General features: G+C 60.2%; 22 protein-coding genes. 11 read left to right on the plus strand and 11 right to left on the minus strand.

Going from position 1 to position 24,528, the window contains the following annotated elements:
- Nucleotides 1-111: ATP-binding protein (locus tag KJQ96_RS06555; protein ID WP_249733845.1), on the plus strand; the 111-nt coding region annotated here is incomplete at its 5' end.
- A gap of 399 nt (nt 112-510) precedes the next feature.
- On the opposite strand, the gene KJQ96_RS06560 is transcribed toward KJQ96_RS06555, so the two are convergent.
- From KJQ96_RS06560 to KJQ96_RS06570, 3 genes are read right to left on the minus strand one after another with little or no spacing between them, the layout of a single operon-like run.
- Nucleotides 511-2,046 (minus strand): tripartite tricarboxylate transporter permease, encoded by a 1,536-nt coding sequence (locus KJQ96_RS06560; RefSeq protein WP_213285877.1) that lies wholly within the window; start codon nt 2,044-2,046, stop codon nt 511-513.
- A gap of 3 nt (nt 2,047-2,049) precedes the next feature.
- Nucleotides 2,050-2,532, minus strand: coding sequence for a tripartite tricarboxylate transporter TctB family protein (locus KJQ96_RS06565; protein ID WP_213285878.1), 483 nt, complete (start codon nt 2,530-2,532; stop codon nt 2,050-2,052).
- Nucleotides 2,529-3,482 carry a tripartite tricarboxylate transporter substrate binding protein gene (locus tag KJQ96_RS06570; RefSeq protein WP_213285879.1) on the minus strand — a complete coding sequence of 318 codons (954 nt, stop codon included), beginning with the start codon at nt 3,480-3,482 and terminating at the stop codon, nt 2,529-2,531. The genes KJQ96_RS06565 and KJQ96_RS06570 overlap by 4 nt, the downstream gene beginning before the upstream one ends.
- A gap of 396 nt (nt 3,483-3,878) precedes the next feature.
- Between KJQ96_RS06570 and KJQ96_RS06575 the strand changes: the two genes are divergently transcribed.
- The 10 genes from KJQ96_RS06575 (at nt 3,879) to KJQ96_RS06620 (ending at nt 15,864) form a co-directional block, all read left to right on the plus strand.
- On the plus strand, nt 3,879-4,802 hold the full coding sequence (locus KJQ96_RS06575) for a complex I NDUFA9 subunit family protein (RefSeq protein WP_213285880.1): 924 nt from the start codon (nt 3,879-3,881) through the stop codon (nt 4,800-4,802).
- 139 nt (nt 4,803-4,941) lie between these two features.
- Nucleotides 4,942-5,175 (plus strand): hypothetical protein, encoded by a 234-nt coding sequence (locus KJQ96_RS06580; protein WP_057842388.1) that lies wholly within the window; start codon nt 4,942-4,944, stop codon nt 5,173-5,175.
- A 426-nt stretch (nt 5,176-5,601) separates the two neighbouring features.
- A complete protein-coding gene (locus KJQ96_RS06585; RefSeq protein WP_213285881.1) occupies nt 5,602-7,110 on the plus strand; it encodes an amidohydrolase family protein in 1,509 nt (502 codons plus the stop codon).
- 374 nt (nt 7,111-7,484) lie between these two features.
- On the plus strand, nt 7,485-9,455 hold the full coding sequence (locus KJQ96_RS06590; protein ID WP_213285882.1) for an AMP-binding protein: 1,971 nt from the start codon (nt 7,485-7,487) through the stop codon (nt 9,453-9,455).
- Nucleotides 9,452-10,237, plus strand: coding sequence for an ABC transporter ATP-binding protein (locus tag KJQ96_RS06595; RefSeq protein WP_213285883.1), 786 nt, complete (start codon nt 9,452-9,454; stop codon nt 10,235-10,237). Before KJQ96_RS06590 ends, KJQ96_RS06595 begins: the two co-directional genes overlap by 4 nt.
- A gap of 10 nt (nt 10,238-10,247) precedes the next feature.
- Nucleotides 10,248-11,177 (plus strand): branched-chain amino acid ABC transporter permease, encoded by a 930-nt coding sequence (locus KJQ96_RS06600; RefSeq protein ID WP_309142377.1) that lies wholly within the window; start codon nt 10,248-10,250, stop codon nt 11,175-11,177.
- A 15-nt stretch (nt 11,178-11,192) separates the two neighbouring features.
- Complete coding sequence (locus KJQ96_RS06605) at nt 11,193-12,320, plus strand: branched-chain amino acid ABC transporter permease (protein WP_213285885.1); 1,128 nt, start codon at nt 11,193-11,195, stop codon at nt 12,318-12,320.
- A 130-nt stretch (nt 12,321-12,450) separates the two neighbouring features.
- Nucleotides 12,451-13,770: an ABC transporter substrate-binding protein gene (locus KJQ96_RS06610; protein WP_213285886.1), complete on the plus strand. Its 1,320-nt coding sequence runs from the start codon at nt 12,451-12,453 to the stop codon at nt 13,768-13,770.
- A gap of 78 nt (nt 13,771-13,848) precedes the next feature.
- Entirely contained in the window at nt 13,849-14,688 is an 840-nt protein-coding gene (locus tag KJQ96_RS06615) for an ABC transporter ATP-binding protein (protein ID WP_213285887.1), read from the plus strand.
- A 147-nt stretch (nt 14,689-14,835) separates the two neighbouring features.
- Complete coding sequence (locus KJQ96_RS06620; protein WP_375293150.1) at nt 14,836-15,864, plus strand: hypothetical protein; 1,029 nt, start codon at nt 14,836-14,838, stop codon at nt 15,862-15,864.
- 39 nt (nt 15,865-15,903) lie between these two features.
- On the opposite strand, the gene KJQ96_RS06625 is transcribed toward KJQ96_RS06620, so the two are convergent.
- From KJQ96_RS06625 to KJQ96_RS06660, 8 genes are all read right to left on the minus strand, one after another.
- Entirely contained in the window at nt 15,904-16,923 is a 1,020-nt protein-coding gene (locus KJQ96_RS06625) for an N-acetylmuramoyl-L-alanine amidase (protein WP_249733820.1), read from the minus strand.
- A gap of 285 nt (nt 16,924-17,208) precedes the next feature.
- The gene (locus KJQ96_RS06630; protein ID WP_213285889.1) at nt 17,209-18,732 is read right to left on the minus strand and encodes a DUF459 domain-containing protein; all 1,524 of its coding nucleotides are present in this window, start codon (nt 18,730-18,732) and stop codon (nt 17,209-17,211) included.
- 159 nt (nt 18,733-18,891) lie between these two features.
- Nucleotides 18,892-19,698: an ABC transporter substrate-binding protein gene (locus tag KJQ96_RS06635; RefSeq protein ID WP_213285890.1), complete on the minus strand. Its 807-nt coding sequence runs from the start codon at nt 19,696-19,698 to the stop codon at nt 18,892-18,894.
- Nucleotides 19,691-20,050 carry a cytochrome c gene (locus KJQ96_RS06640; protein WP_213285891.1) on the minus strand — a complete coding sequence of 120 codons (360 nt, stop codon included), beginning with the start codon at nt 20,048-20,050 and terminating at the stop codon, nt 19,691-19,693. Before KJQ96_RS06640 ends, KJQ96_RS06635 begins: the two co-directional genes overlap by 8 nt.
- 110 nt (nt 20,051-20,160) lie before the next feature.
- Nucleotides 20,161-21,900: a PQQ-dependent dehydrogenase, methanol/ethanol family gene (locus KJQ96_RS06645; protein WP_213285892.1), complete on the minus strand. Its 1,740-nt coding sequence runs from the start codon at nt 21,898-21,900 to the stop codon at nt 20,161-20,163.
- Nucleotides 21,901-22,311: 411 nt separating this feature from the next.
- Nucleotides 22,312-22,479: a hypothetical protein gene (locus KJQ96_RS06650; RefSeq protein ID WP_213285893.1), complete on the minus strand. Its 168-nt coding sequence runs from the start codon at nt 22,477-22,479 to the stop codon at nt 22,312-22,314.
- Between the two features lie 98 nt (nt 22,480-22,577).
- Nucleotides 22,578-23,105: a universal stress protein gene (locus KJQ96_RS06655; RefSeq protein ID WP_213285894.1), complete on the minus strand. Its 528-nt coding sequence runs from the start codon at nt 23,103-23,105 to the stop codon at nt 22,578-22,580.
- Between the two features lie 18 nt (nt 23,106-23,123).
- Nucleotides 23,124-24,380 carry a putative Na+/H+ antiporter gene (locus tag KJQ96_RS06660; RefSeq protein ID WP_213285895.1) on the minus strand — a complete coding sequence of 419 codons (1,257 nt, stop codon included), beginning with the start codon at nt 24,378-24,380 and terminating at the stop codon, nt 23,124-23,126.
- Nucleotides 24,381-24,528 lie beyond the last annotated feature (148 nt).

The raw sequence follows: 24,528 nt of genomic DNA on the forward strand, positions 1-24,528 counted from the left end.
ACGATCCTTGACCGCCTCATGCACCATTGTCATCTGCTTGAGTTCGACGGCCGCAGCTACCGCCTCAAGGAAGCCGCCGAAGCCCTTGCACGCAAAACCCAGTCAACCTAAAAGCCTCTTGTCCTGCTCCACAAGTGGGGGAGTTTGCGCGACCACAGGTGGGGGAATTTGAAGTGACCGTCCGGGCTGGTGACCCAAATGGCCCGGTTGAGGCCTGTCCGCTAACCAGATCACATGCGCGCTGATATCCATGATGGCCCGGAGCACTGCGCTCCAAGCAGAGGCCGGATACATTGATGCAAGACCGCATCTGCCGGATCATCGAAATCTTCTTGCACCGCACGGCCGGACCATACATTTGGGTCAATAGCGCAAATCGGTCTGCTTGAACGGTGCGTCCGGTCTACCCTCAAATGCAAACATCAAGCGGAATGGGCGGCATGTCGGCGAAAGGCCGTGATCGGACGTAGAGCTCTCGATCACCCGCGTATCGCAAAGTCGAACCCGGCGTCAGAAGTCGGGCGCTTCCTCACGCGCGGTTCGCGCCCGATGACGCATGTGCTGCCACACAGCCAGGGCGACCGAGAGCGCCGCACAGAACAGTAGCGCGCCGGAAATCGGCCGTGTGAAGAACAGCAGCGGGTTGTCGTCCGTCATGATCGCCCGAATAAGGTTGATCTCGATTTGGTCGCCGAGGATGAGGCCGAGGATCAGCGGAGCCAGCGGAAATCCGCCTTTCACCAGCGCATAGCCGAACACACCAAAGATAAGCAGGACATACACGCTCTGCATGGTGTTGTTGAGCGCGTAAGCACCGATCACGCAAAGCACCAGCACGACGGGCGCAAGCACCGCGAGCCTGACCCGGGTGATCTGAAGCATGAACAGCGCGCCCGCGGCCAGGATCAGCACCATCAGCAGGTGGGCCAAAATGTATGCGGCGTAGATACCGTAGGCGAGGGCGGGTTGCTGGGAGACGAACAGCGGCCCCGACTGGATGCCATGGATCGTCATGGCGCCCAGCATGACGGCGGTCACGGCGTCGCCCGGGATGCCGAACGCCATGATGGTCACCAGCGAGCCGCCGACATTGGCATTGTTGGACGACTCAGAGGCGATGATGCCCTCGGGGACGCCTGTGCCGAAACGCTCGGGGTGGCGCGAGAACTTCTTCGCCTGGTCGTAGGCCAGCATATTGGCGGCGCTGCCGCCGATCGCAGGCAATACGCCGATCAGGATGCCGACGACCGTCGACCACAGGAGCAGGAACGGACGGCCGAGGATTTCGCCGATCACCTTGAAGTGGGAAACCCCAAGGGAAACTCCAAGACTCGGCTGCGTGGCCAGAACGGCCTCGGGCGTCTTTGGAACTGCTGGCTTCTCGATGTCGGACATGATCTGCGCGAACGCAAAGATCCCGATCAGCACCGGCAGGAACGGGAAGCCGCCGCTGATGAACTCGGACCCGAAGGTGAAGCGCGGCACGCTGCCGATCGGGTCCGTGCCGATGACGGTGATCAGGAGGCCGATGGCGGTCGACAGCAGGCCCTTGATGAACGAGGACTCGGCCAGGCCCGCCACCATTGCCATGGCCAGCACGAACAGCGAGAAATACTCCCACGGTCCGAACTGAAGTGCGATGGCCGCGAGCGGACCAGTCACCAGGATCAGGAACAGGCCGCCGATCAGCCCGCCGAAGAACGATGACCACACACCGAGCCAGATCGCCCGGCCCGGCGCGCCACCCCGCGCCATCGGAAAGCCGTCGAAGGTCGTGGCGATCGCCGAGGGCGTGCCCGGAATTCCCAGCAGGCACGCGGTGACCAGGCCGCCGGCGGAGCCGCCGACATAGACGCCGGTCATCGCGGCCAGCCCCTGCAGCGGATCGAGACCATAGGTGAACGGCAGGATGACGATGATCGTCATCGTGATGGTGACGCCCGGCAGTGCACCGCCGACGACGCCAATGAGCGTGCCGGCGAACAGCGGAACGAGATAATTCCACTGCAGCACCGTCAGCAGCCCATGTCCCAAAAGCTCGAACATGGCCTACCAGTCTGTCCAGCTACCGCGGGGAAGCAGCACCGTGAGATAGCGCTCGAAGACCAGGTACGTCACCGCTGACGTGGCAATCGCTATTGCCGCGAGGATCGCCCATTGCTGCCAGGTCGTCGGCCTCTCGAGCGTCGCTTGCAACGCCGCGACGAATAGGACGGTTGCGATGCGATAGCCGAGCAGAGGCAGAAGTACCAAGTAGAGCGCGACAATGACGAAGGAGAGCGCGACCAGGCCATAGGCCCGTTGCGGCTGCGCAGGAGCAGGGACGTCGGCTGGCTCAGCACGCCGCGCAAGCAGGTCCTGCACGACCAGCGCCGCGCTGGTCACGGCCATGAAGATCAGGACGATGCGCGGATAGAAGCCGGGACCGACCGGCACCAGCGGCAGTTGCGGAAGTCCAAACGATTGCACAAGCAGGATCAGACTGACCGCGAAAAAAATCAGCCCGGCAAGGCTATCGCGGCCAAGTCTCATTGCTTGGCAAGACCGAGCTCGGTCATGATAACCTTGCTCTCCCGGTCGAGCTTGTCGAGGAACGGCCCGTATTCGGCGGCGTTGAGATAGGAGACGCGCGTGCCTTGCTTCTTCATCGCGTCCGCGAACTCCGCCTCCTTGGCGGCTTTTCCGCAGGCCTCATCCAGCTTGGCGCGCACCGCGGCCGGCGTGCCCTTTGGTACCAGCAGGCCGCGCAAAACCGCGTAGACGATGTCCATGCCGAGCTCCTTCAGCGTCGGCACGTCAGGGGCTTCGGGATCGCGCTTTTCGGCAGCAATGGCAAGAAACTTGAGCTGCCCGGCATCGACCTTGCCCTTCTGCGTCAGGTTGGAATCCGTCAGATCGACATGGCCGCCGAGAATGGCATTCATGCGCGGCGCAAGGCCTTCATAGGAGACGTACTTGAACTTGACGCCGGCTGCCTTTTCGATGAGCGCCGGGAAGATGTGGCTGGTCGATCCGAGGGTAGCCCCCACGGTGATCTGGCCCGGACGCTTCTTGGCGTCCTCGGCAAGCTCGGCCCAGGTCTTCCAGGGCGTCTTGGGGCTCGCGGTCAGGACCGATGGCGTCGCAGAGAGCAGGCAGATCGGCTCGAAGTCGCTGTATTTGACGTCTGTGACGCCGGCATAGTGCACAAGATGGATGTAGTCATGCACCGCATAAAGCGTGTAGCCGTCCGGCGGCGAGCCCTTGGCTTCGCGCGCCCCGACGGTGCCGGAGGCGCCCGTGACGTTGGCGATCACGATTGGCTGGCCGATGTGCTTCTGTAGAAGCGGTGCAAATGGACGGAAGATGTTGTCCGTATCGCCGCCTGCCGCCCACGGCACGATCATCTTGATCGGTCGCTCAGGATAGTTTTGAGCCGCGGCTGGCATGGCCATCGCGGCCAAGGCTGCTGTCGCCGCCAAAATACGGAGCACGGTCCTCATGACGCTTCTCCCTATCGATCTTGATTAATTTTTTTCGATCATAGCAAGACGCCGGAACTTGGCAAACAATGATGCGACAAGGATGGTCCGGCGGCGTGTGCGGCGCACCGCCAAATCCAAATTCGGGCTGAGACCACTTGCGCCCTGAGGCGCTTCGCAGAATCACCTAAGCGGCTGTTTGGTCCGTTGCGATGGCAACGACCTGCGCGGGGATGTCCGCCCTAGGATTCGCAGCCGAAATCGCGTTTGTCCGCGGTAAGTGCCGGGATCGCGGTCACGCTCGGACTGCAAAGACCCTTGCGAGATTCGGCCTCATCCTAGACTTGCAGTTATTCCTCGCAGCAAGGTTCGAAGCCGTTATAATGGGGCAGTTGCGACATGAATGGCGAGTGGGCCATGGTGGCAACGAACGATCAGATCGTCACCGTGTTCGGCGGAACCGGCTTTCTGGGCCGCCGCATCGTTCAACGTCTGCGCTCACGCGGATTTCCCGTTCGGGTCGCGTCAAGGCATCCGGATCACGGCTACACATTGCCTGGCGCTGATGATCCGCAACTTCAACCCGTAGAGGCCAACATTCACGACGAGCGGTCGGTCGCGGATGCGCTTGCCGGCGCTCACGGCGTGGTGAATGCGGTCAGTCTTTACGTCGAGCGCGGAGCGGAGACTTTTCATTCCGTTCACGTCGAGGCCGCCCGGCGGGTAGCCATTCAAGCGCACAGAGCTGGCGTCAAAAGACTCGTCCATATCTCAGGAATCGGCTCCGATGCCACCTCTCCATCGCGCTACATCCGAAAGCGTGGCGAGGGCGAGCAGGTGGTGCGGGCCGCGTTCCCCGAGGCAACTTTGATCCGTCCTGCGGTGATGTTCGGACCGGACGACGCGTTCCTCGTCGTCATCCTCAAGCTGCTCCGCCAGCTTCCCGTCTATCCGATGTTCGGCCGCGGCGTGACCAGATTGCAGCCGGCCTATGTGGATGATGTTGCGGACGCGATTGGCCGGATCATGCAGCGCGCCGAGACGCCTGATATCTTCGAGTTCGGCGGTCCTCGCATCTACTCTTACGAGGAGTTGCTAAGAGCCGTGGCGCATCAGGCCGGACTTGCGCCTCGACTGCTTCCAATCCCGTTTGTCGCTTGGCATGCACTGGCATGGGCCTCCGAAACGCTCCGGATTCCATTTCTCACGCGCAATCAAGTGGAGCTTATGGAAATCGACACCGTGTCATCGCCGGATATGCTTGGATTTGCCGAGCTTGGGATATCGCCGCAGTCGGTCGAGACAATACTCCAGAAGATGCTGTCGAACTCCGGCGGATGAGATTCCTCGATTGTGCCGCGTCAACGGAGGCCGGATTGTCGATGTTGCGCTCAAGATGAGGAACCAACCTTTGGAAACACGGTTATATTGAATTCAATCAATGCGAGGGGCGACCGCGTCGTAAGTGAGGGCGGATATCATGGCTACATGTGAAACCTGCGGCAATGACTACGACAAGTCCTTTCAGGTCACCATGAACGGCAAGGCGCATACCTTCGATAGTTTCGAGTGTGCCATTCATGCGCTCGCGCCGACCTGCGATCATTGCGGCATCCGCATCGTCGGGCACGGATTGGAGAAGTCCGGCACGTTCTTCTGTTGCGAGCATTGCGCCGAAAGGGAAGGCGTCAAAGGGCTACGGGATCGAGTCTAGGGCCGGCAATTGACGCGGGTTGGACCCCTCCATCCGTCCGCGAAGGACGATGCTTCATTTTCAACGAGCGCCCCGTAAGGCCGACGGCGCTTTGCGCTCACTCGGCAAGCCTGCGAGTCGCAAATGGGGCGCTTTGGGACAGCATGACTGCCGGATAACTTTACTTGCGCCATTGGAAATTTGAGCATTGAATTCGGCGAAGATGCGCCACTACCGCAAGTAGTTTTCAAGTGTGTCTGTACCCTCACAGAATGACGTGATGAAGAGACTCGGCCTCCGCGTGAGGCGAGTGTGATGGCCTCGTGCATGGTTGAACGGAGGTATGCCTATTTCGTCCGCCTGACTGATCGGGAGTGGCCAAACGCGCAAAGCCTGATGCGCGCACCGACCAGCACCATCGTGGCCCAACAAACAGGGAGGAGAACAATGAGCACCTGGCTTAGCGAGCGAGAGCAGCGTCTTGTCGCGGGCGCGGAGGCGGCATCGGCGGCAACGCCGATTCCGACGCAGATTGTTTCCAACGGCGAGTATCTGCCGCCCCCGCAGAGCGCCGTGCAAAAGAAGGTCGAGGCCCGGATCAACGAGCTCGCCGACATGAACGGCAGGCACCTCGGCCTGAGCCGCAGGCAGTTCCTGCACACGAGCTGCGGCATGGCGGCGGCGTTCCTCGCCATGAACGACGTTTACGGCAATGTTTTTCAAGTCACGCCTGCGGAGGCACGAGAACCCGAATTGATGCAGGCGCGCGCGCAAGGCCTTGCCGACCAGTTCATTTTCGACGTTCAGACCCATTTCGTGCGCGATGACTTCGATCACAAAGAGCTGTTGGGGCTGGCGGACTTTGCGAGCCAGCACTGGAATCCGAAGATGAAGGAGGAGGGCGTCTCCTCGCTCGCCCGCTACAAGTTCCAGAACTATGTGAAAGAGATCTACTACGACAGCGACACCAACATGGCGCTGTTGAGCGGCGCGCCGTTCGACGATCCGAGCTGGTGGCTTCTTTCCAATGAGCAGATTGTCAAGGCACGAGAACTCATCAACGACTTCGCCGGCTCGCGCCGGCTGCTGGCGCACAGCGTCATCACCCCAAAGCAGCCCGGCTGGATGGAGGAGGTCGACAAGGCGATCGAGGTCTACAAGCCGGATTCCTGGAAGTCCTACACGATCGGCGATCCGCTGGCACCTTCCAAGTTCCCATGGCGGCTCGACGACGAGCAAGTGATGTATCCGTTTTACGAAAAAGCCGTAAAGGCCGGCATCAACACGTTGTGCATCCACAAGGGGCTGCTGCCGCCGGATTACGAGAAGTCGTTCGCCGGTGTATGGGAATATGCAACCGCATGGGACATCGGAAAGGCTGCCAAGGATTGGCCGCAGATGAACTTCGTGATCTATCACTCGGCGCTACGGGCGTTCCTCGAACTGCCGGACAAGGCGTGGGCGGAGTTCGAGCAGACCGGCCGCATCCAGTGGGCCACGGACCTCGCCGAAATCCCGCAGAAGTTCGGCGTCAACAATGTCTATGCCGAACTCGGCACGTCCTTTGCCAATTCGGCAGTGGCGCATCCCAAGTTCTGTGCCGCGCTGGTCGGCACGTTGATCAAGGGTATGGGGGTAGACCACGTGATGTGGGGCACCGACTCCGTCTGGTACGGCTCACCGCAGTGGCAGATCGAGGCGATGCGCCGGCTCGAAATCCCGGAGGACATGCAGAAGAAATACGGCTTTGCGCCGCTCGGCGACGCCAATAGCGCTACCAAGCAACTGATCTTCGCAGGCAACGCGACCAGGTTCTACAAGATCAAGCTGAGAGCGGCCGACAACACCAGGATGCCGGCCTATTCCGAGGACCGCCTCGCTTCGCTCAAGAACGAGTATACGCAGGCGGCCAAGGCGCCCTCGAACCTGCGCTACGGCTACGTTCGCGCTGCGTAAGCGTTAAACGGCCGCGCCGGCGGAGTAGCTTCGCGGGCGCGGTCGAGGAGCGGCGGTGTTGACCAGGATCTGTATCCACAAATTCAATTTCCGCTTCGGATGAAAACAAACACTTCGTGCGATATCTGCGTGTGGCGCCAATAGCCCACATTCTCGGGAGGTCCGGCTTTGAGCCCACAATCATAGGGTGATTGGGTCGAGACATGCGGCAACACAATTGGCCGCATCCGCGACTGCCAAACCGGGCTTGTAGGACTTTCGATCAATTGTATTCTCAAGAGAAGCATGCGGAACTCGCATGGCTGCTGCCTGAAGGGCGCAGATCACCATAAGCAGGCGCGAACCAACGTGCCGGTTTTTGGGTGGAGACCGACATGGCCGATGGCGGATCGTTTGATACGTTCCCCAAGTTGCTTCTGCGAAACGCGGCGCAGTTTGGCAACCGTCCGGCGTTTCGGCACAAGGATCTTGGCATCTGGCAGACATGGACCTGGACCGAAGTCGCCGGGATCGTACGTGCTTATGCCGCGGGTTTGCAGCGGATTGGGTTGCAGCCAGGGCACACGATCGCCATCGTCGGCTCCAACCGGCCGAAGCTCTATTGGACCATGATGGCAGCGCAGGCGCTGCGTGCGATTCCGGTCCCGGTCTATTCGGATGCGGTGGCTGACGAGCTTGCCTATGTCCTTGCCCATGCCGATGTGAAGTTTGTTGCAGCGCAAGATCAGGAGCAGGTCGACAAGATTTTGTCCGTATCCGACCGGGTGCCGCATCTCCGCAACATTGTTTACGATGAACCCCGTGGACTCCGCGACTACGATCACAGCCGGTTGGTCGCAATCCACGATGTCATCGAAGACGGCCGGGCCGCGCTTGCGGGCAACCCTGCGCTTGGTGAGCAGATCGATGAAATCATCCGTCAGGGTGAAGGTTCTGACATCTCGATCATCCTCTATACCTCGGGAACGACCGGCGCGTCGAAGGGCGTCATGCTGTCGGCGCGAGGATGCATCGACGCTGTAACGGATACTGTCAGGTTCGACAGGTTGACCGAGAACGACGTGGCGCTTGCCTATCTGCCGCTCGCCTGGGTGGGAGACCATTACCTCAACTATGCGCAGGGCCTCGCCGCCGGTTTCTGCATGGCGTGTCCCGAGAGCGGTGAGACGGTCGAGCAGGATTTGCGCGAGATCGGACCAATTTTCTATTTCGCTCCACCGCGCGTTTTCGAGAACATGCTGACGCGGGTGATGATCCGCATGGAGGATGCTGCGCCAATCAAGCGGCGTATGTTCGACTACTTCCTCGGCATTGCGCGACGGCATGGCGAATCGATTTTGACCGGAAAGCCGGTGCCGGTGTCAGGCCGGCTGCTCTATGCGCTCGGACGCTTGATACTCTACGAGCCCCTCAAAAACGTTCTCGGCCTGTCTCGCGTGCGCGTTGCCTATACTGCAGGTGAGGCTATCGGCCCGGACCTTTTCGCGTTTTACCGCTCGATCGGATTGAACCTGAAGCAGCTCTACGGTCAGACTGAGGCGTTCCTCTACGTTACGTGTCAGCCTGACGGGGAGATCTATTCCGATACTGTGGGGCCGGCGGCGCCGAACGTCGACATTCGCATTGCGGAATCGGGCGAAGTGCAATTCCGTTCACCCGGCATGTTTGTCCGATATTTCAAGGATCAGGCCAAAACCGCGGAGGCTCTGACGCCCGACGGTTACGTCAAGACCGGTGATGCCGGCTTCTTCGACGAGAAGACGGGACATCTGAAGATCATCGATCGCGCAAAGGATGTAGGCCGGCTGGCCGACGGGACGATATTTGCGCCGAAGTACCTTGAGAACAAGTTGAAGTTCTTTCCCAGCATCAAGGAAGCGGTCGCCTTCGGCGATTCCAGGGAGTTCGTTTGCGCCATTCTCAATATCGACCTGACTGCGGTGGGGAGCTGGGCCGAACGTAACAACATTGCCTACGGCTCCTACCAGGAACTGGCGGGGCATCCGCAGGTCTACGACCTGGTGACGAAAAGCGTTGAAGAAGTGAACCGCTCACTCGCCGAGGAAAAGGTGATGGCCGGCGCGCAGATTCGCCGCTTTCTCATTCTGCACAAGGAACTCGACGCGGACGATGGCGAATTGACACGCACGCAGAAAGTTCGCCGCGGGTTCATCGCCGAGCGCTACGGGCCATTGATTACAGCGCTCTACGACGGTTCGCATGAAGCCGACATTTCCACCGAAGTCACTTTTGAGGACGGCCGCAAAGGCGTGATTGCGGCGCGGCTCAAGATCCGCGACATGCCGGCAATTGGCGCGACGGAGCCCTTGGGGAGGGCCGCATGAGGATGCCGGACGCGAGCGAAATCCTGCTTCAGGTCGAGGGGGTATCGCTGGCGTTTGGCGGCGTGAAAGCGCTGAGGGATGTTTCGCTTGACATCAGGAAAGGTGAAATTCGCGCCATCATCGGACCGAATGGCGCCGGAAAGACTTCGATGCTCAACGTCATCAACGGCTTCTATCATCCCAATCGTGGTGCCATCACCTTCAAGGGACGAACCCGCGCCCAGATGCAACCGTTCGAGGCGTCCCGAGGCGGCATCGCGCGCACCTTTCAAAACGTCGCGCTGTTCAAGGGAATGAGCGCGCTCGACAATATCATGGCTGGCCGCACATTGAAGATGCGGCGGGGCCTTCTGTGGCAGATGCTGCGCTTCGGCCCTGCGCTGGCGGAGGAGATCGAGCATCGGCACCGGGTCGAAGAGATCATCGATTTTCTGGAGATCGAACCGATCCGCAAGGTGCCGGTCGCGCGCTTGCCATACGGCCTGCAGAAACGCGTCGAACTCGGCCGCGCCCTTGCGATGGAGCCCGATCTCCTTCTGCTTGACGAACCGATGGCAGGCATGAACCTCGAAGAGAAGAAGGATATGTCGCGGTTCATCCTCGACGTGAACGATTATTACGGCACGACCATCGCGCTGATCGAGCATGACATGGCTGTGGTGATGGATCTCTCCCATCGCGTGGTGGTGCTCGATCATGGCGTGAAGATCGCCGACGGAACGCCGGATGAGGTCAAGAAGAATCAGGGCGTCATCGACGCCTATCTCGGCATCGCGCACTAGGGAGCATGGTGTGATCGCATTGGGGCAATTTCTCGAGGTGCTGATCGGCGGATTGATGTCTGGCGTCTTGTATTCGCTGGTCGCGCTCGGCTTCGTGTTGATCTTCAAGGCATCCGGCGTGTTTAATTTTGCGCAAGGCGCAATGGTGTTGCTCGCCGGGCTGGCGCTGGTTCGTTCACTCGATCTCCTCGTGGCCAACGGCTTCCCGATCTGGATTGCGATCGTCCTCGGCATCGGCTTTGCCGCCGTGATCATGGCGATAACGGCCTGGCTGATCGAGCGGTTCGTGATTGGACCTCTTGTCAATCAGAACGCTCTTACGCTGTTCATGTCCACCATTGGCGTGACATTCGTCCTCGAGGGTGCGGCGCAGATGATCTTCGGTTCCGATGTTTACCCGTTGCGGCTGTTCCCAACCGACATCTGGCTCCTGTTTGAAAGTCACTTTCCGGGTGGGATTCTGGTCAACCAGCTTGATGTTTGGGGCGGCCTTATCGCCGGCATTCTGGTCGCGGGTCTCGCGATCTTCTTCCAGCAAACCAAGACTGGTCGCGCACTCAGGGCGGTTGCCGACGATCACATGGCCGCGCAGTCGGTCGGGATTCCAATCGGCTGGATCTGGTTTGTGGTCTGGCTTGTTGCCGGTCTGGTTGCGCTCGTTGCGGCGACCGTGTGGGGTACCAAGCTGGGCGTGCAGTTCTCGATCACGTTTCTCGCGCTGAAGGCCCTGCCGGTTCTGATCATTGGAGGCCTTACCTCGGTCCCGGGAGCGATCGTCGGCGGGCTTATTGTAGGTGCGGGCGAGAAGCTCGCCGAGGTGTTCCTGGGGTCGCATATTGGCGGCGGTATCGAATATTGGTTCGCCTATGTGCTGGCGTTGGCGGTGCTGCTCGTGCGGCCGCAGGGGCTGTTCGGCGAGCGGATCATCGAGCGCATCTGAGATGAGGACTTAGTTGTGCTTTATCGCGAGGCAGGCCAATTCAAGACGACCTACGCGGAGGATATGGCGATCTTCCCGATCCGCCAGGACCGTATGGCGCTCGCGATCTTGCTTGGTATCGCCTTCATTGGCGTGCCGCTGCTGGCCGACTTCGACATTTGGCCGTTCGGCAGCGACTATCTGCTTCGCGCCATTCTGCTGCCGTTCCTGATCCTCGCGCTTGCCGCTATCGGCGTAAACATCCTTGTCGGCTATTGCGGCCAGATCTCCCTGGGCAGCGGCGCGTTCATGGCCATCGGCGCCTACTCGGCCTACAAGTTGGGGACCGGCGTTCATATTCCGCTTGCCTGGCTTGGCTTTGCGATTTCGATCCCGCCGTTGCCCGTACTGCTATCTATTTTGCTCGGCGGGCTGGCGGCGGCGGTTGTCGGCATCCTCTTCGGTATTCCAAGTCTGCGGATCAAGGGCCTCTATCTGGCGGTCGCAACACTCGCAGCGCAGTTCTTCTTTGACTGGGTGTTCCTGCGGGTGCCGTGGTTCACCAATTATGCGCCGTCGGGGTCGGTCAGTGCACCGACGCTGGATTTCTTCGGTCTGAACGTAGGCACGCCTATCGAGCGCTATATGCTGTGCCTGATCTTCGTAACGGTGTTCGCGTTTCTGGCGAAGAATCTCGTTCGCGGCAATCTCGGCAGACAATGGATGGCAATCCGCGACATGGACATAGCTGCGGAGCTCATCGGTATCCGGCCACTCTACGCGAAGCTTACAGCTTTCGCGGTCTCTTCATTTATCATCGGCGTGGCGGGCGCACTTTGGGCGTTCGTCTATCTGGGCTCGTGGGAGCCGCTCGCCTTCTCGATCGAGCGTTCGCTGCAGCTTCTGTTCATGGTGATCATCGGCGGATTGGGATCGATCATGGGGTCATTCATCGGTGCGGCCTTTATCCTGATCCTGCCCATCATGCTGAACCTGCTTCCAACCCAGCTCGGTGTGCCGCTGTCGACAGAGACGATTACTCATCTGGAATTCATCATCTTTGGATCGTTGATCTGCTATCTTCTCATCAAGGAGCCACATGGATTTGCCCGGCTCATATCGATTGGCAAGGAGAAGCTCAGACTGTGGCCGTTTCCCTACTGAAGGGGCGGGTAGTGCGAAGCAAGCCGAAGATCGCAATGCGGAGCGGCGGTCGTTGGCAATAGGAGGCAAGCAAGCCCGCGAAAACAAGACCCGGTACAGAAAAAACGGGCTGAACGAGGAGGAGAGTTATATGGTACGCAACAAACTATTACTTGCTGCAGCCATACTTTCAGGCGGGGCGTTTGCCTCTCCTGCTGCAGCTCAGAGCGAGCAGTTCATCCCGATACTATCCTACCGAACGGGCGCGTACGCCGTGAATGGCGTGCCGTACGCAAACGGCGTGGCCGACTACTACAACCTTGTCAACGAGCGCGACGGCGGCATCAACGGCGTCAAGCTCTTGGTCGAGGAATGCGAAACCGGCTACGCCACCGACAAAGGCGTTGAATGTTACGAGCGCCTCAAGGGGAAGGGCCCTACCGGCGCGGCCTTCTTCAATCCGCTGTCGACCGGCATCACATTCGCCCTCACCGAGAAGACCACGACTGACAAGATCCCGATTATCACCATGGGCTATGGCCGCGCCGATTCCAAGAACGGCGCCGTGTTCGCCTACAATTTCCCGCTGCTCGGCACGTACTGGTCCGCGGCCGATATCGCGATCCAGCACGTCGCCAAGGAGGTGGGCGGCTTCGACAAGCTGAAGGGCAAGAAGATTTCGCTGCTCTATCACGACAGCCCATACGGCAAGGAGCCGATCCCGATGCTGCAGGTGCTGGCCAAGAAGTACGGCTTTGAGTTCACGCCGATTCCGGTCACGCATCCCGGTGTCGAACAGAAGTCGCAATGGCTGTCAATCCGCCAGAACCGGCCGGACTATGTCTTGGTCTGGGGCTGGGGCGTCATGAACGGGACGGCAGTCAAGGAAGCGGCGGCCGTTGCCTATCCGCGCGACAAAATGATCGGTGTTTGGTGGTCGGGCGCAGAGCCGGATGTGCAGCCCGCAGGCGATCAAGCCGTCGGCTACAAGGCGCTGATGCTTCAGCATGGCGCGGGCAAATTCCCCGTGCATGCCGACATCGAGAAGTACGTCTATGCAAAGGGCATGGGCGCGTCGGAGCCTGGCAAGATCGGCGAGGTTCTCTACAACCGCGGCATGGTGAACGCCATGCTCGGGGTGGAAGCGATCCGCAAGGCGCAGGAAAAGTTCGGCAAGAAGCCGCTGACGGGCGAGCAGGTCCGTTGGGGTCTTGAGAACCTCAATCTCTCGGAAGCGCGTCTCAAGGAGCTCGGTTTCGAGGGCATGTTGAAGCCGATCAAGATTTCTTGCTCCGATCACGAAGGCGCGCGGGACGGGCGCGTACAACAGTGGGACGGCAAGGGCTGGAAGATCATCTCCGACTGGTACACGGCCAACCAAACCGAGACCGAACCGCTCGTTGACGAAGTTTCCGCGAAGTATGCCGCGGACAAGAAGATTCAGCCTCGCGACTGCTCGAAAGAGAGCTGAAAATATCTCGGAGATCCGGAAGGAGCGTTCGCTTCCTTCCGGGTATTCCGGAAGCTGTAACAGTTCGGAGGGAGCAGCGTGTCAATTCCCAAGGCCGCCACAACGACAGAAGCGGCGGCGCCGTTCCTGTCGGTCAACAACATCGAGGTCGTGTACGATCACGTCATCCTGGTGTTGAAGGGCGTATCGCTGGATGTGCCGCGGGGCGGAATCGTCGCGCTTCTCGGCGCCAATGGTGCGGGCAAGACAACGACTCTGAAGGCGGTTTCCAATCTGCTGCATTCAGAGCGCGGCGAGGTCACCAAGGGCTCAATCCTATTTGACGGTGTCGAAGTGCAGTCGTTGTCGCCAAACGATCTAGTGCGGCGCGGCTGCATTCAGGTGATGGAGGGGCGGCGCTGCTTCGCTCACCTTACCGTCGAAGAAAATCTCCTGACCGGCGCATTCACGCGCGTGGACGGCAAGGCCGCGATCGCGGAGGATCTAGAACGGGTCTATGCCTATTTTCCCCGTCTCGGGGAGCGACGCGGTTCCACCGCGGGCTATACGTCGGGTGGCGAGCAGCAGATGTGCGCAATCGGCCGTGCGCTGATGTCGCGCCCGAAGATGATCCTGCTCGACGAGCCATCGATGGGCCTTGCTCCGCAGATCGTCGAAGAGATCTTCGAGATCGTCAAGGATCTCAATGTCAGGGAGAATGTTACATTCCTGCTCGCCGAGCAGAACACCAATATGGCGCTCAAATACGCCAGGCACGGATACATCCTCGAAAATGGGCGCGTGGTGATGGACGGCGAGGCGCCGGCGCTCGCCGCAAATGAGGATGTCAAGGAATTCTATCTTGGCATCGCCGGGGATAAGCGCAAATCATTCCGCGATGTGAAGCACTACAAGCGACGCAAGCGCTGGCTCGCTTAGGCCATGGGGATAAAAAGCCATACTGCTGCGCCCACGGCAGCTCTTGCTCTCGGAATCTTCTTCACGGCGCCGGGTTCCGTTGCCACCAATGCTATCGTCAGCATGGTCACCCCGCTTGTGGCGGCCGCGATCGGCAATCTCAGCTTCATGTCGCCTGCAATGGGCGACCCGGCTGCACTCACCAAAAAACAGTCGGATGCGCTCAATACATACAATAATGCACGGAGCAACTTTGAGTCGATCCTGGGCCAGCGGCGCGCGCAGATCAATTCGAACCAGCGACTACCGAACTTGCCAGGACAGGCACTCTACCTTGCACGCAACAACATGATCAGCACGTACAAGGATCTCACCGACGCTCTTCCGTCCAATATAGGCGGGCCCAATAAATACGGAATCCCTCCGGCGTATTTTAGCGCCGACAATGAGCCGCTGCTCGACGAGTACAGGAGACTTTTTGACCTGATGCAAGCGCCGCCCGCCAACGCGCAAAACTCGGATACTCCCTTCAAGGACGTTGTCGATCTGGGCACGGCCATTGCGCGAGCCAAGGGCCTTGATGCGGCCAATGCCGAAGCAGCAGGCCGTATCAGCGTGGGCCTGTTCTTTGCCGAGACAAATGGCAACCAGAACATCGGGAATGCGCGCTCGAACAAATACAAGGGCAGCTTGCAAACAGGCGTGCCCGAAGATCAACTTGGACGGAAGAAATGGGCCGCGATAAAGAAGTCGATCGCAGCCTTTGATCCCGCACTGAACGCCCGCGACGACAGGGAAGAGGCACGGGCCGGCAATCTGGATCATCGGTATAACCACTGGACCGCCGTGCGGGATGGCCTCATGAACGCACACGCGGATATTTTCCCGCAAGTACCGGCGATCGTGAAAACGCTGCCGGATCCGATCGATCAAATGAAGCTGTTTGAACTGATCCAGATTATCCCGAGCCCGACCAGGTCTGCGCTCGGCTCGCGCAACCTGCTCGACTACAGAATTTCCGACCCGAAGATCATGGCCTATCTGCGAAACAACAGTGTTTTCACGTTTGGACGAGCTGACCGGGCCAAAACATCCGCGACCTACCGCGAAATTCTCGATGCGATGTGGCTGTTCAACGAAAAATTTGAACGGGCGCTTTCCACATTCGACGAAGTCAAGAAGCAGTCAAAGGGTTGAAGCCGGCAGGCGGGGTTCAGATGCGACGCTACCGCGCCATCAGAGCGGACCGAGGATGGCCCATCGGGGCTCGCAAAATGCCTTCACCGCCGCCGTGACACCGCTGCTGATGATGTCCCGCCGCTCAGGCGAACTCATTCTGAGCTCTTCGTCCCGGTTGATAATCGAGCCCGCTTCCAGCAGGACGGCAGCCATCCGGGTTTTTCTCAGCACGATGAGCTCATCGTAGCGATAGACGCCGGTCTCCTTGTTCAGTAGCTCGCGCTGGTACCGGCCCATGATGGGCTGGGAATATTGCTTGGCATAGTCGAGGCCCTGAGCCTTCATTTCCTTGGCGATCAGTTCGGCGAAGACCAAACTCGTCTTGAAGTCCGGGTTGCTGCGGGAGACGAAGACGGAATATCCGCTGAAGCGGTCGCTGAAATGGCTTTTCTTTCCCTCGAACTCCCAGTCCTCGAGGAATTTGTTGGGCACGGAGTCATGGTGGATCGACAGCAAGAGATCCGCAGGAAGATTGTTGGCGGCGGCGACGCGTTTGAAGAGGCTGTGCCTCGCCTTGCCCTCGGTCACGAGCAACCTGGTCTCAGTAAAGCCCTCGGCCTTCAACTTCTCCTCGATCCGCTTCGCAAGGCGCAGATTGAAGACAAACTCAGAGACGTTGCGGGCGCTGATCGCGCCTTCCGATTCGACAGTGTGCCCCACATCCAGAACAATCCGGAACTTGGAGGGATCGCACAGGGGTGTGGCCGGTTTGAAAGCTGCAGAGGGCAGGGCAACCGGCCCCAGTGCCGCAAGCCTCACGGTGCGGCGCTTTGGCGAGGCGGCTCGCTTCGCCAAAGTGGCTGGTTTGCGCGACGTGACGTGCTTTGACGGCTTGCTTTGTTTTGGCGATTTGGCCTGTTTTGACGAGCCTTTGAAGACGTCCGACAGCCAGCCCGCGTCGCTGACCTCGATCGGCAGAAGCATCATTGCGGCCATTGCGGCAATGATGATGCGGCCGCGGCGCCAAGATCGCGAAGCGATACCGCCGAGAACATCAATGAACGCGCGGCGCTTCATGCTCGCCCAGAGACCGAACCCGAAGGCGCGCTAGTGCGAATGAGGCTTGCGTTGATGTCGACGAACGAAGTCCTGGCACAGCCGATGGAAAACATATCGTACCCCACCCACCGAATTCGACACGCAAGGGTCGCAATCCAATGAGGGCAGATACAAGTCGGACGAGGGCGATTACGGCATCAGCAACGCGATTTCATGCCGGTGTTGTCATCGAGCCACATCTATGCACTCAAACGGGCTTTTCGGAATTTTCTGGAAACCGCAAAAGCGATTGTTGGTCTAACTCTAGCGGCGTTGCTTTTTCGGCTTTAGCGATGCCGCCGGCGCCCGTGCGTTGGCATCGAGCGATGTTGATGCCACTGGCGTCTCACCCTTGGCCCCTTCGCGTCCGATTTCGCGTCGCGGCCAGGCAAAATCGTCGGCTCGACCGGCTGGCGCCGACAAAGGCTCCCCTGTGATCAAGACGCGCGCCGCTTGCGGATCCATCGTCACAGGCCGCGCCCCCGGATCGCCGAGCAACTGATTCGTGCCGACAGAGGAGGGCGCCAAGGGAACGATCGGCCCGGCAAGTGGACGCGGCGCCGGCTGATCCGGCCGCGCACTGGCGTCGGGCGTAGCCGGCTCAGTGGGCAGCACAATCGGCGCGGAACGCGCGGCCAACAGGCGGTTGATTTCGCGCTCGGCATAATGCGCGAGCTTCAGCGCGCCGGCCTTGGTGAAGTACACGCCATCGGAGGAGCGCAGCCGGCGGGTCTGCCCCTCGAAATCGGGGCCGTGCTGCAAGAAGCGGCCGGTTTCATCGACAAATCCGTCCCAGACATCGACATAGGTGATGCCGGCCTTGCCGGCCGCATCGCGATAGAGCGTATTCAGAAACGCCGTGTCGGCGGTCGACTTGGGGCCGCGTACCACCGGCAGACCCACCCACAGCACTGGCACACCCTTGGACTTGAGTACGCCGATCATCTCCTCGATCTTTTGCATGTAGAGTTCGACCCAGCGCTTCTCGCGAAACTCATGGATGTCGTTCGGCGAATGCGCGCTCCTCTCCGGTTCAATCACCGCCCGCGCGCCACTGTTTTCGGCGGCATCGTCCGGCGGCAATTCGGGATCCGGCACCTTGGCTGCGCCATCGGGCTTCGCCTCGGGCTTTGCGCTCGAAGCCTTGCCATCAGGTTTCGCCTTGGCGTCCTTCTTGTTCCCAGCCTTATTGTCGGATTTGTCGACCGCCGGCTCGCGGATTGCGGTGCGATCATGAAGCCCGAGCAAGACGACAATGGCATCCGCTTTTTCGGCGGCAAGAATACCTTTGGCGGCGGCGGCCCAATCTGCTGGATCGCCCCTCGGCTGATATTTGATCAGGCCGGAGACTGTCTTGTGTTTGCGGATCACACCCACCTCAGGCTGCTCGGCATAGACGTTCTCGAGCCCATAGGCGAGCCAGTCTGCCATGGCGTCACCGAGCACGAGTATGTGGCGCTCCGATACAGTGTTGCGTTTCTCGGGCGGCGGCGCCTTTGAAAAATCCTCGCGCGGCGCCGGAGGCGCTTGCCGCCCGTTCCAACGGGGCTGCGGCGCGTGCTCCTGGTACGGCGCAAACGTGTCGTTACCATACCAGCCGCCACCGCGTTCATTACCAAACCAGCCGCCGCCGCGTTGCGGTTGTGGCCCCTGCTGATATCCGCCGAAATTAAAGAACTGTGCAGAGGTGGGGCCGGCCAAGCCGAGCAACATTCCCACCGCGACGGCCAGCGCAATCAGCCAACCACGCTCGGCAAAGATGCACTGCCATTTTGGTTCCCTTGGCATGCTTCTGGACCGCACACACGCAGAACCTGCCTTCGCCAGACTAGCACAAAGGCCCTGTGGCGGGTCTCAGTTTACCGTGAAACGCGTCATCTCGGTGCGGAACACGCAAGCACGGCCATGTGCGTGGTGCGCACGTCCCATAACAATACACCGATAGCCTCACTGCGGAGGCCGCAGCTCGATGCCATAGCGAGCATAGATCCGCGCGATGCTGCCATCGGCCAGCAGCGCCTCGATCGCCGCATCGACACGCTGTTGCAGCTTGTCGTCGGGGCGGAGCAACCCCGCCGCAATATTCCAGTTCAAATCAGAATCGTTGTCGAACGCTGGAATCAGGCGCAACGGCTTGTTGGCATGCTGCAGGTTGAACCAGCCGACCGTCATCGGTGTGACGGCGGCCGCCTCGATCTCGCGATTGGCCAACGCTGCAACCATGTCGTCCTCGAAGACGAACGGGGAGGTGGCGGCGCCGGCCTTGGCGAGTGTCATGGAGACCAGCGAGCCGACCTGTACCCCGACGCGCTGATCGGAACCGAGACTGGCCAGCGACGACGCCGGCGAATCGCTACGCACCGCGAGCACGACGCCGCTGCGATGATAGGGACGCGAAACCCGTACACCGCCGGCGGGCGACGTATCCTTGCGGGCGATGACATCGAGCACGAGATCGCAATCGGCGCGGCGATACTGGATCGCACTGACCACCCATTCCTTCGTCAGCTTGACACCGAGTTGCTCGGCAATCTTCTCACCGAGTTCGACCTGAAATCCCGGGACCGGTCCGGACTTGCTTGCAAACGGCAGCGCATTGGGGCTGGCGCAGAGCGTCAAGGCGCCGCGCTCGATGACGGCTTCCAGCGAGCGGGCATTCGCCGTCACATTCCAGAGCATCAGCAGCGAGAGGCTCGCCGCGTATCGGGCGAGGCGATATCGCAGTTTCCGCGCCGCAGAAGCGGCCCTAGTCATCTAGCCCTCGAATGTAGGCCAGAAGCGCGCCAATCTGGGCATCATTGAATACCTCACCATACGCGGGCATAGCGCCGGTCTTGCCCTTCTTAATACGCTCGACGATGAATTCGTCGCTGCGCTCTGACTTCGACAGCTTCGGACCCCGGCCAGCATGGCGGCCGCCATCCTGGTGACAAAAGCCGCAATTGCTTGTGAACATTTTCCGGCCATCGAGGTCGTTCGGTGAAGCTTCGGCTTGCGCCTTAGGACTGGCGGATTCCTCCGGGTTTGACTGCTGAGCAAACGCGGCGGTCGACAGCCATGGCCAGATGATGGCCAGGCAAGCAACAGTTACAAACGGTATCCGCATTCAAGCATCCGTATTCACCGCAGCGCGGCAATGTATCGACCGCAAGAGCGGCAACGCACTAGGCGGCAGGGCGGCAGGGGAGAGCTCAATCCCTGCCGCCCACGCCATCGTCATTGTCTGAGTGCGTAGACCACCAGGGCACCGGTGTTCTTCGACATGCTCTTGAAGGGCTCGCCAAAGAGCGCGACAAATTCGTCGCCCACCAGACTGCCCCAGCCTGCCGGTACGGCGATGTACTGCTTGCCACCGGCCACGTAGCTGATGATGCCGCCATTATGCCCGATGCCGTTGTTACGTGACCAGAGCTCTTCGCCAGTGTCCGCATTGTAGGCGTGCACGACGCCTTCGGCGTCCGGCACGAATACCAGATTTCCCGCAGTGGCGAGAACGCTGGCGAGCGGCGGGTACTTGTAGTTGACCTCCCACTTCTTCTCGCCGGTGACCGGATCGCGGGCGCTCAGATGACCACGGGCCGGTCCGTCCGGAGGCGGCACAAACTTGAACGTGGCTCCCAGGTTGAGCTGGGCCATCGGTTCCAGGACCGGCGTGGTCTTCTCGACGGTCAGCTCCATGCACCACTCCTGCCCGATCCGGTAGAAGAGCCCGTTCTTGGGGCTGTAGGCGCCGGAGTTCCAGCTTATGCCGCCGGCGATGGCCGGGCACAATGGCGGGTCCACCTTGCCTTCCGAGAGGTCGCGGCGACCGATCAGCGCGCCGGTCTTCGGATCAATGCTCTTGACGAAGTTGATGTTCTTTACCAGCGGCCAGACGTTCTCGACCTTGGCGTTGGAACGATCATAGACGAAGACGTAGCCGCTCTTGTTGGCGTGCACCACGAGCTTCTTGCCGCCACGTTCAATCATGACGAACTCGCCCACTGAGGAGTCGAAGTCCCAGGCATCGTGCGGCAGCTCCTGATGATAGAATTTGAGCTTGCCGGTATCGGGATCGAGCGCGATGACCGATGTCGTATAAAGATTGTCGCCCGGCCGCGGCCCGCTCTTTTTCCAGTCCGCGCCCGCCCAGTCGTAGAGCGGCGCCGGGTTGGCGGTGCCCCACCACACCGTATTGGTTTCCGGGTCATAGGTTCCGGGCATCCAGCCACCGCCGCCGCCGGTCCGCCAGGAGTCACCGCCCCAGGTTGCCTTGGCCTCTTCGGTGCCGGCGACCGTGAAGAACTCCCATTTCTTCTGTCCGGTCTTGCCGTCCACAGCGAAGATCGGTCCGCGACCGGGCCATTCGCCGCCCTGGGCGCCAATGATTACCATGTCCTTCACCACCAGCGGCGCGCCGGTGAAGCCGACGGTGACCTTCTTGGAATCCAGGAGCTTCGTATCCCAAACCGGCTTGCCGTCCTTCAGATTGAGCGCGATCAGGCGCCCATCGACCGTGCCGACGTAGAGATTGCCGTGTCCGATGGCGATGCCGCGGTTGTAGGGCGAGTGGGTCTGCTTGGAGACCAGGTCCTCGTCGAGCTCCGGCGCGTAGGCCCAGATTGTCTTGCCGGTCGCGCCGTCAAGCGCGTAGATGCGGCTATAGGAGCCCGAATAGTAGAGCACGCCGTCGATCGCGAGCGGCGTCGACTGAACGCCGCGCGTGGCGCGCTCCGGAAAATGCATCCACGCGACTTCGAGATTCTTGACGTTGCCGGTATTGATCTGGTCGAGGCCGCTGTAATGGTAGGACTTATAGGTGCCGTGATAGGTTAGCCAGTTGTTCTGGGCCGCCTCGGCATTCAGGGCCGCCTCTTGAGGCTGCGTCGGCACTTGGGCGCGCGTCGGCGAGACAGTAACCAGGGCAGCCACCGCCACCGCGGCGCAGCCGACGACATATCGCTCATGGAAAGTCATCTGTGTCCTCCCTTTGTGGTTTGTTTGTTGGGCCGAATTGTCTCGCGACCCTTGCAACGGGATATTCTGGTGTCAGAGCCTCATAGGGTCAGGAGTTCGAGATAGATGGCATGGACCGGCGGAGCGAGCGTCGAGACGAGACGGCAGCACGTCTTGTCGCCTGCGTGAGAAGTTGTTTTCGAGAAGGGCGCCATTCAGCGCAGGGCGGCACAGGCCATCGTTGCACAGGCCGTCGGAATTTGCCTGCCCCGTATTGCGCCCGGCGATGTCGGTGCGGTGCACCATGACACGTTCCTCAATGCACGCCATTAGTTGACCGGATTGTTGTTTTTTTGTGGAACGCCGCTCGGCAGTGGCAACCTCGAGCTGAAGTCCCGTTCACGCCGTCACCCACGCGCGGCCAAGGGGTACCTATTCGTCTGAATACCAAGCTCCGAGCAGAAATCTGCGCCTCGGCTTGGAGCCCTGATTTTGGACGTCGGTCAGATCGACGGCATAACGCTTCATCAAAAGCTTGATTGCCACCGCAATGATGACGAAAGGCGTTACGTAGATCGCGAATATCTCAAAGGCTTTCATGGCAACTCCGCCGCGATTTCGCGCCGGGACACTACCACAATTTTTAGGACGCGGAGGAGGGCACCGGGCGATCGAGTTCCGCTAGGTGACGTGGACTTCTATTTCACAATCACGACCGGAACCAAGGCGGCCGTGATGACGCGGGATATTAGGGAAGATACAAGCGGCAAGCCCATGGCGCGTAACAAGCGCCGCACGCTTTGCCGCTGCGGATCTGCCAGGACGATAACGTCGCATTTGTCTTCGGTCGCACAACGGAGAATTGTCGGCAGCGGATCGCCAATTTTGACCTTCGACAGGCAAACGACGCCCACCTTGTCCAATCGCTTGCTCACAGCATTGACGATAGGCAATCCGACATCGTTGATCAGACGGTCCTCGATTTCGTCCTTCTTGAAACTCTGATAGCCGCGCAGGCGAGCCTCATAATGTCGATCCTGCACGTTCAGAATAATGGCCTCCACTTTGTCCTTGCCTTGGGCTATGGCGGCCACGAAATCGACAACGTGATTGGTGCGTTCGCTGCCATCGACGACGGCGAGAAAGCGCATGCATTTTGTTGCCGAACTGGCGACTTCATGCCCGGTGCCGCCGGGTGCAGTTGTTGTCGTGGCCTGGTTTGTCATGCATATCTCCGTCTAGATTCACGGGAGCATCTGAAACGCCGCAGCGGCGACGAGGGTTGGAACGAGCGCAGCCAAGGCAAGTCCGCCTGCGCTGATCGTTCCGTCTTCGAAGCTGTTCTTCAGGATCGCGAATCCCGCCGGATTCGGTGCGTTTGCAATTACCGTGAGCCCACCGCCCGTCACCGCTCCCGCGACCAGGGAGTATTTGAATTCGTCGGAGACGCCGTCGACGAGCGAGCCAAGATATGTCAGGGCCGCGTTGTCAGTCACTGCAGTCAGCAAGATGGCGCCCGTGAACAGCATGGTTGGCTCCATGTCGCTGAGAAGCGGTTGCAGCCACCATTTCTGCTGACCGCCGATCACCACCAAGCCGGCCAGGAAAAACGCAACTAGCAGGCCTTCCCGCAGAATGAGCGGCGACTGATAGCGCTTGTACGCCTCGGCAAAGCCGAGAAAGAACATGAAGAGCGCGAGAAATACGATCGGGTGATGATTGAAGGCGACAACCGCGCCGAGAAAGGCAAGATGAACTCCGGAACTCCAGATCGGGACATCCAGCTTTGCTGGTGACACTGCGAGCTTCCGCAGATGGTTTCGGAACAGAAACGTGACGCCTGCAGCATTGACTGCCACGGCGAGTGCTGCCTTCCATCCGAACGTTTTCAACATGAACGCAAGGTCAAAGCCCCACTGCTCTGCAACCATGAGCACGGGAGGCGCGGCGTAGGGCGTCAGCGTGCCGCCGATGGACACATTGACAAACAGGACCCCGACCGTGGCGTACATGAACTTTCTCGGCGCCCCGCCAGCAAAATACTGGTCGCGGAGCAGGAGCGCCGTCAGTGTCATCGCCGCAGGTTCCGTGATGAAGGAGCCGAGCAATGGACCTACCGAGAGCAGCGAGAGGTAGTACGCGGTGGGTTGCGACAAGGGAATCAGGTGCGAGACGAGGCGAAGCAGGGCCGCCGCCATCTGGATGACCGGTCGGCTCGCGGCAATGACCATAACCACGAAGACAAACGCCGGCTCTGTAAAATTGCGGCTTTCAAGATAGGCGAGCGCGCCGGTACTGCCCATCTTCACTACCATGAAGGCAATCAGAACCGCCGCCCAGAACCCGAACACTACCTCGACTTCTGCGAGCAGATGCCAAAGCCCGGCATGGCGCGGTTGAATATGCGCCATGCGCTCGAACGACCGCGTCGAGAAGGTATGCAGCACAGCTATCGCAAAGATTGCCGCCGCCGCGACTTCGAAGGACGTTTCGTTCGGCACCGAGTCTCGCCTTTTGTGCGCATTCCGCTCGGGCTAGACTGACGACCACGCTGCCTCCGAACAATTCGGTGCGAAACCGTCGGGGCTTTTGCGGTGTGGGTGTTCCCGGAGTAAAACTACCTAATCGCGCATATCATGCGCCGCAGAG

Origin of the sequence: Bradyrhizobium sp. sGM-13 (assembly GCF_018398875.1) — a bacterium.
Taxonomy (GTDB): domain Bacteria; phylum Pseudomonadota; class Alphaproteobacteria; order Rhizobiales; family Xanthobacteraceae; genus Bradyrhizobium.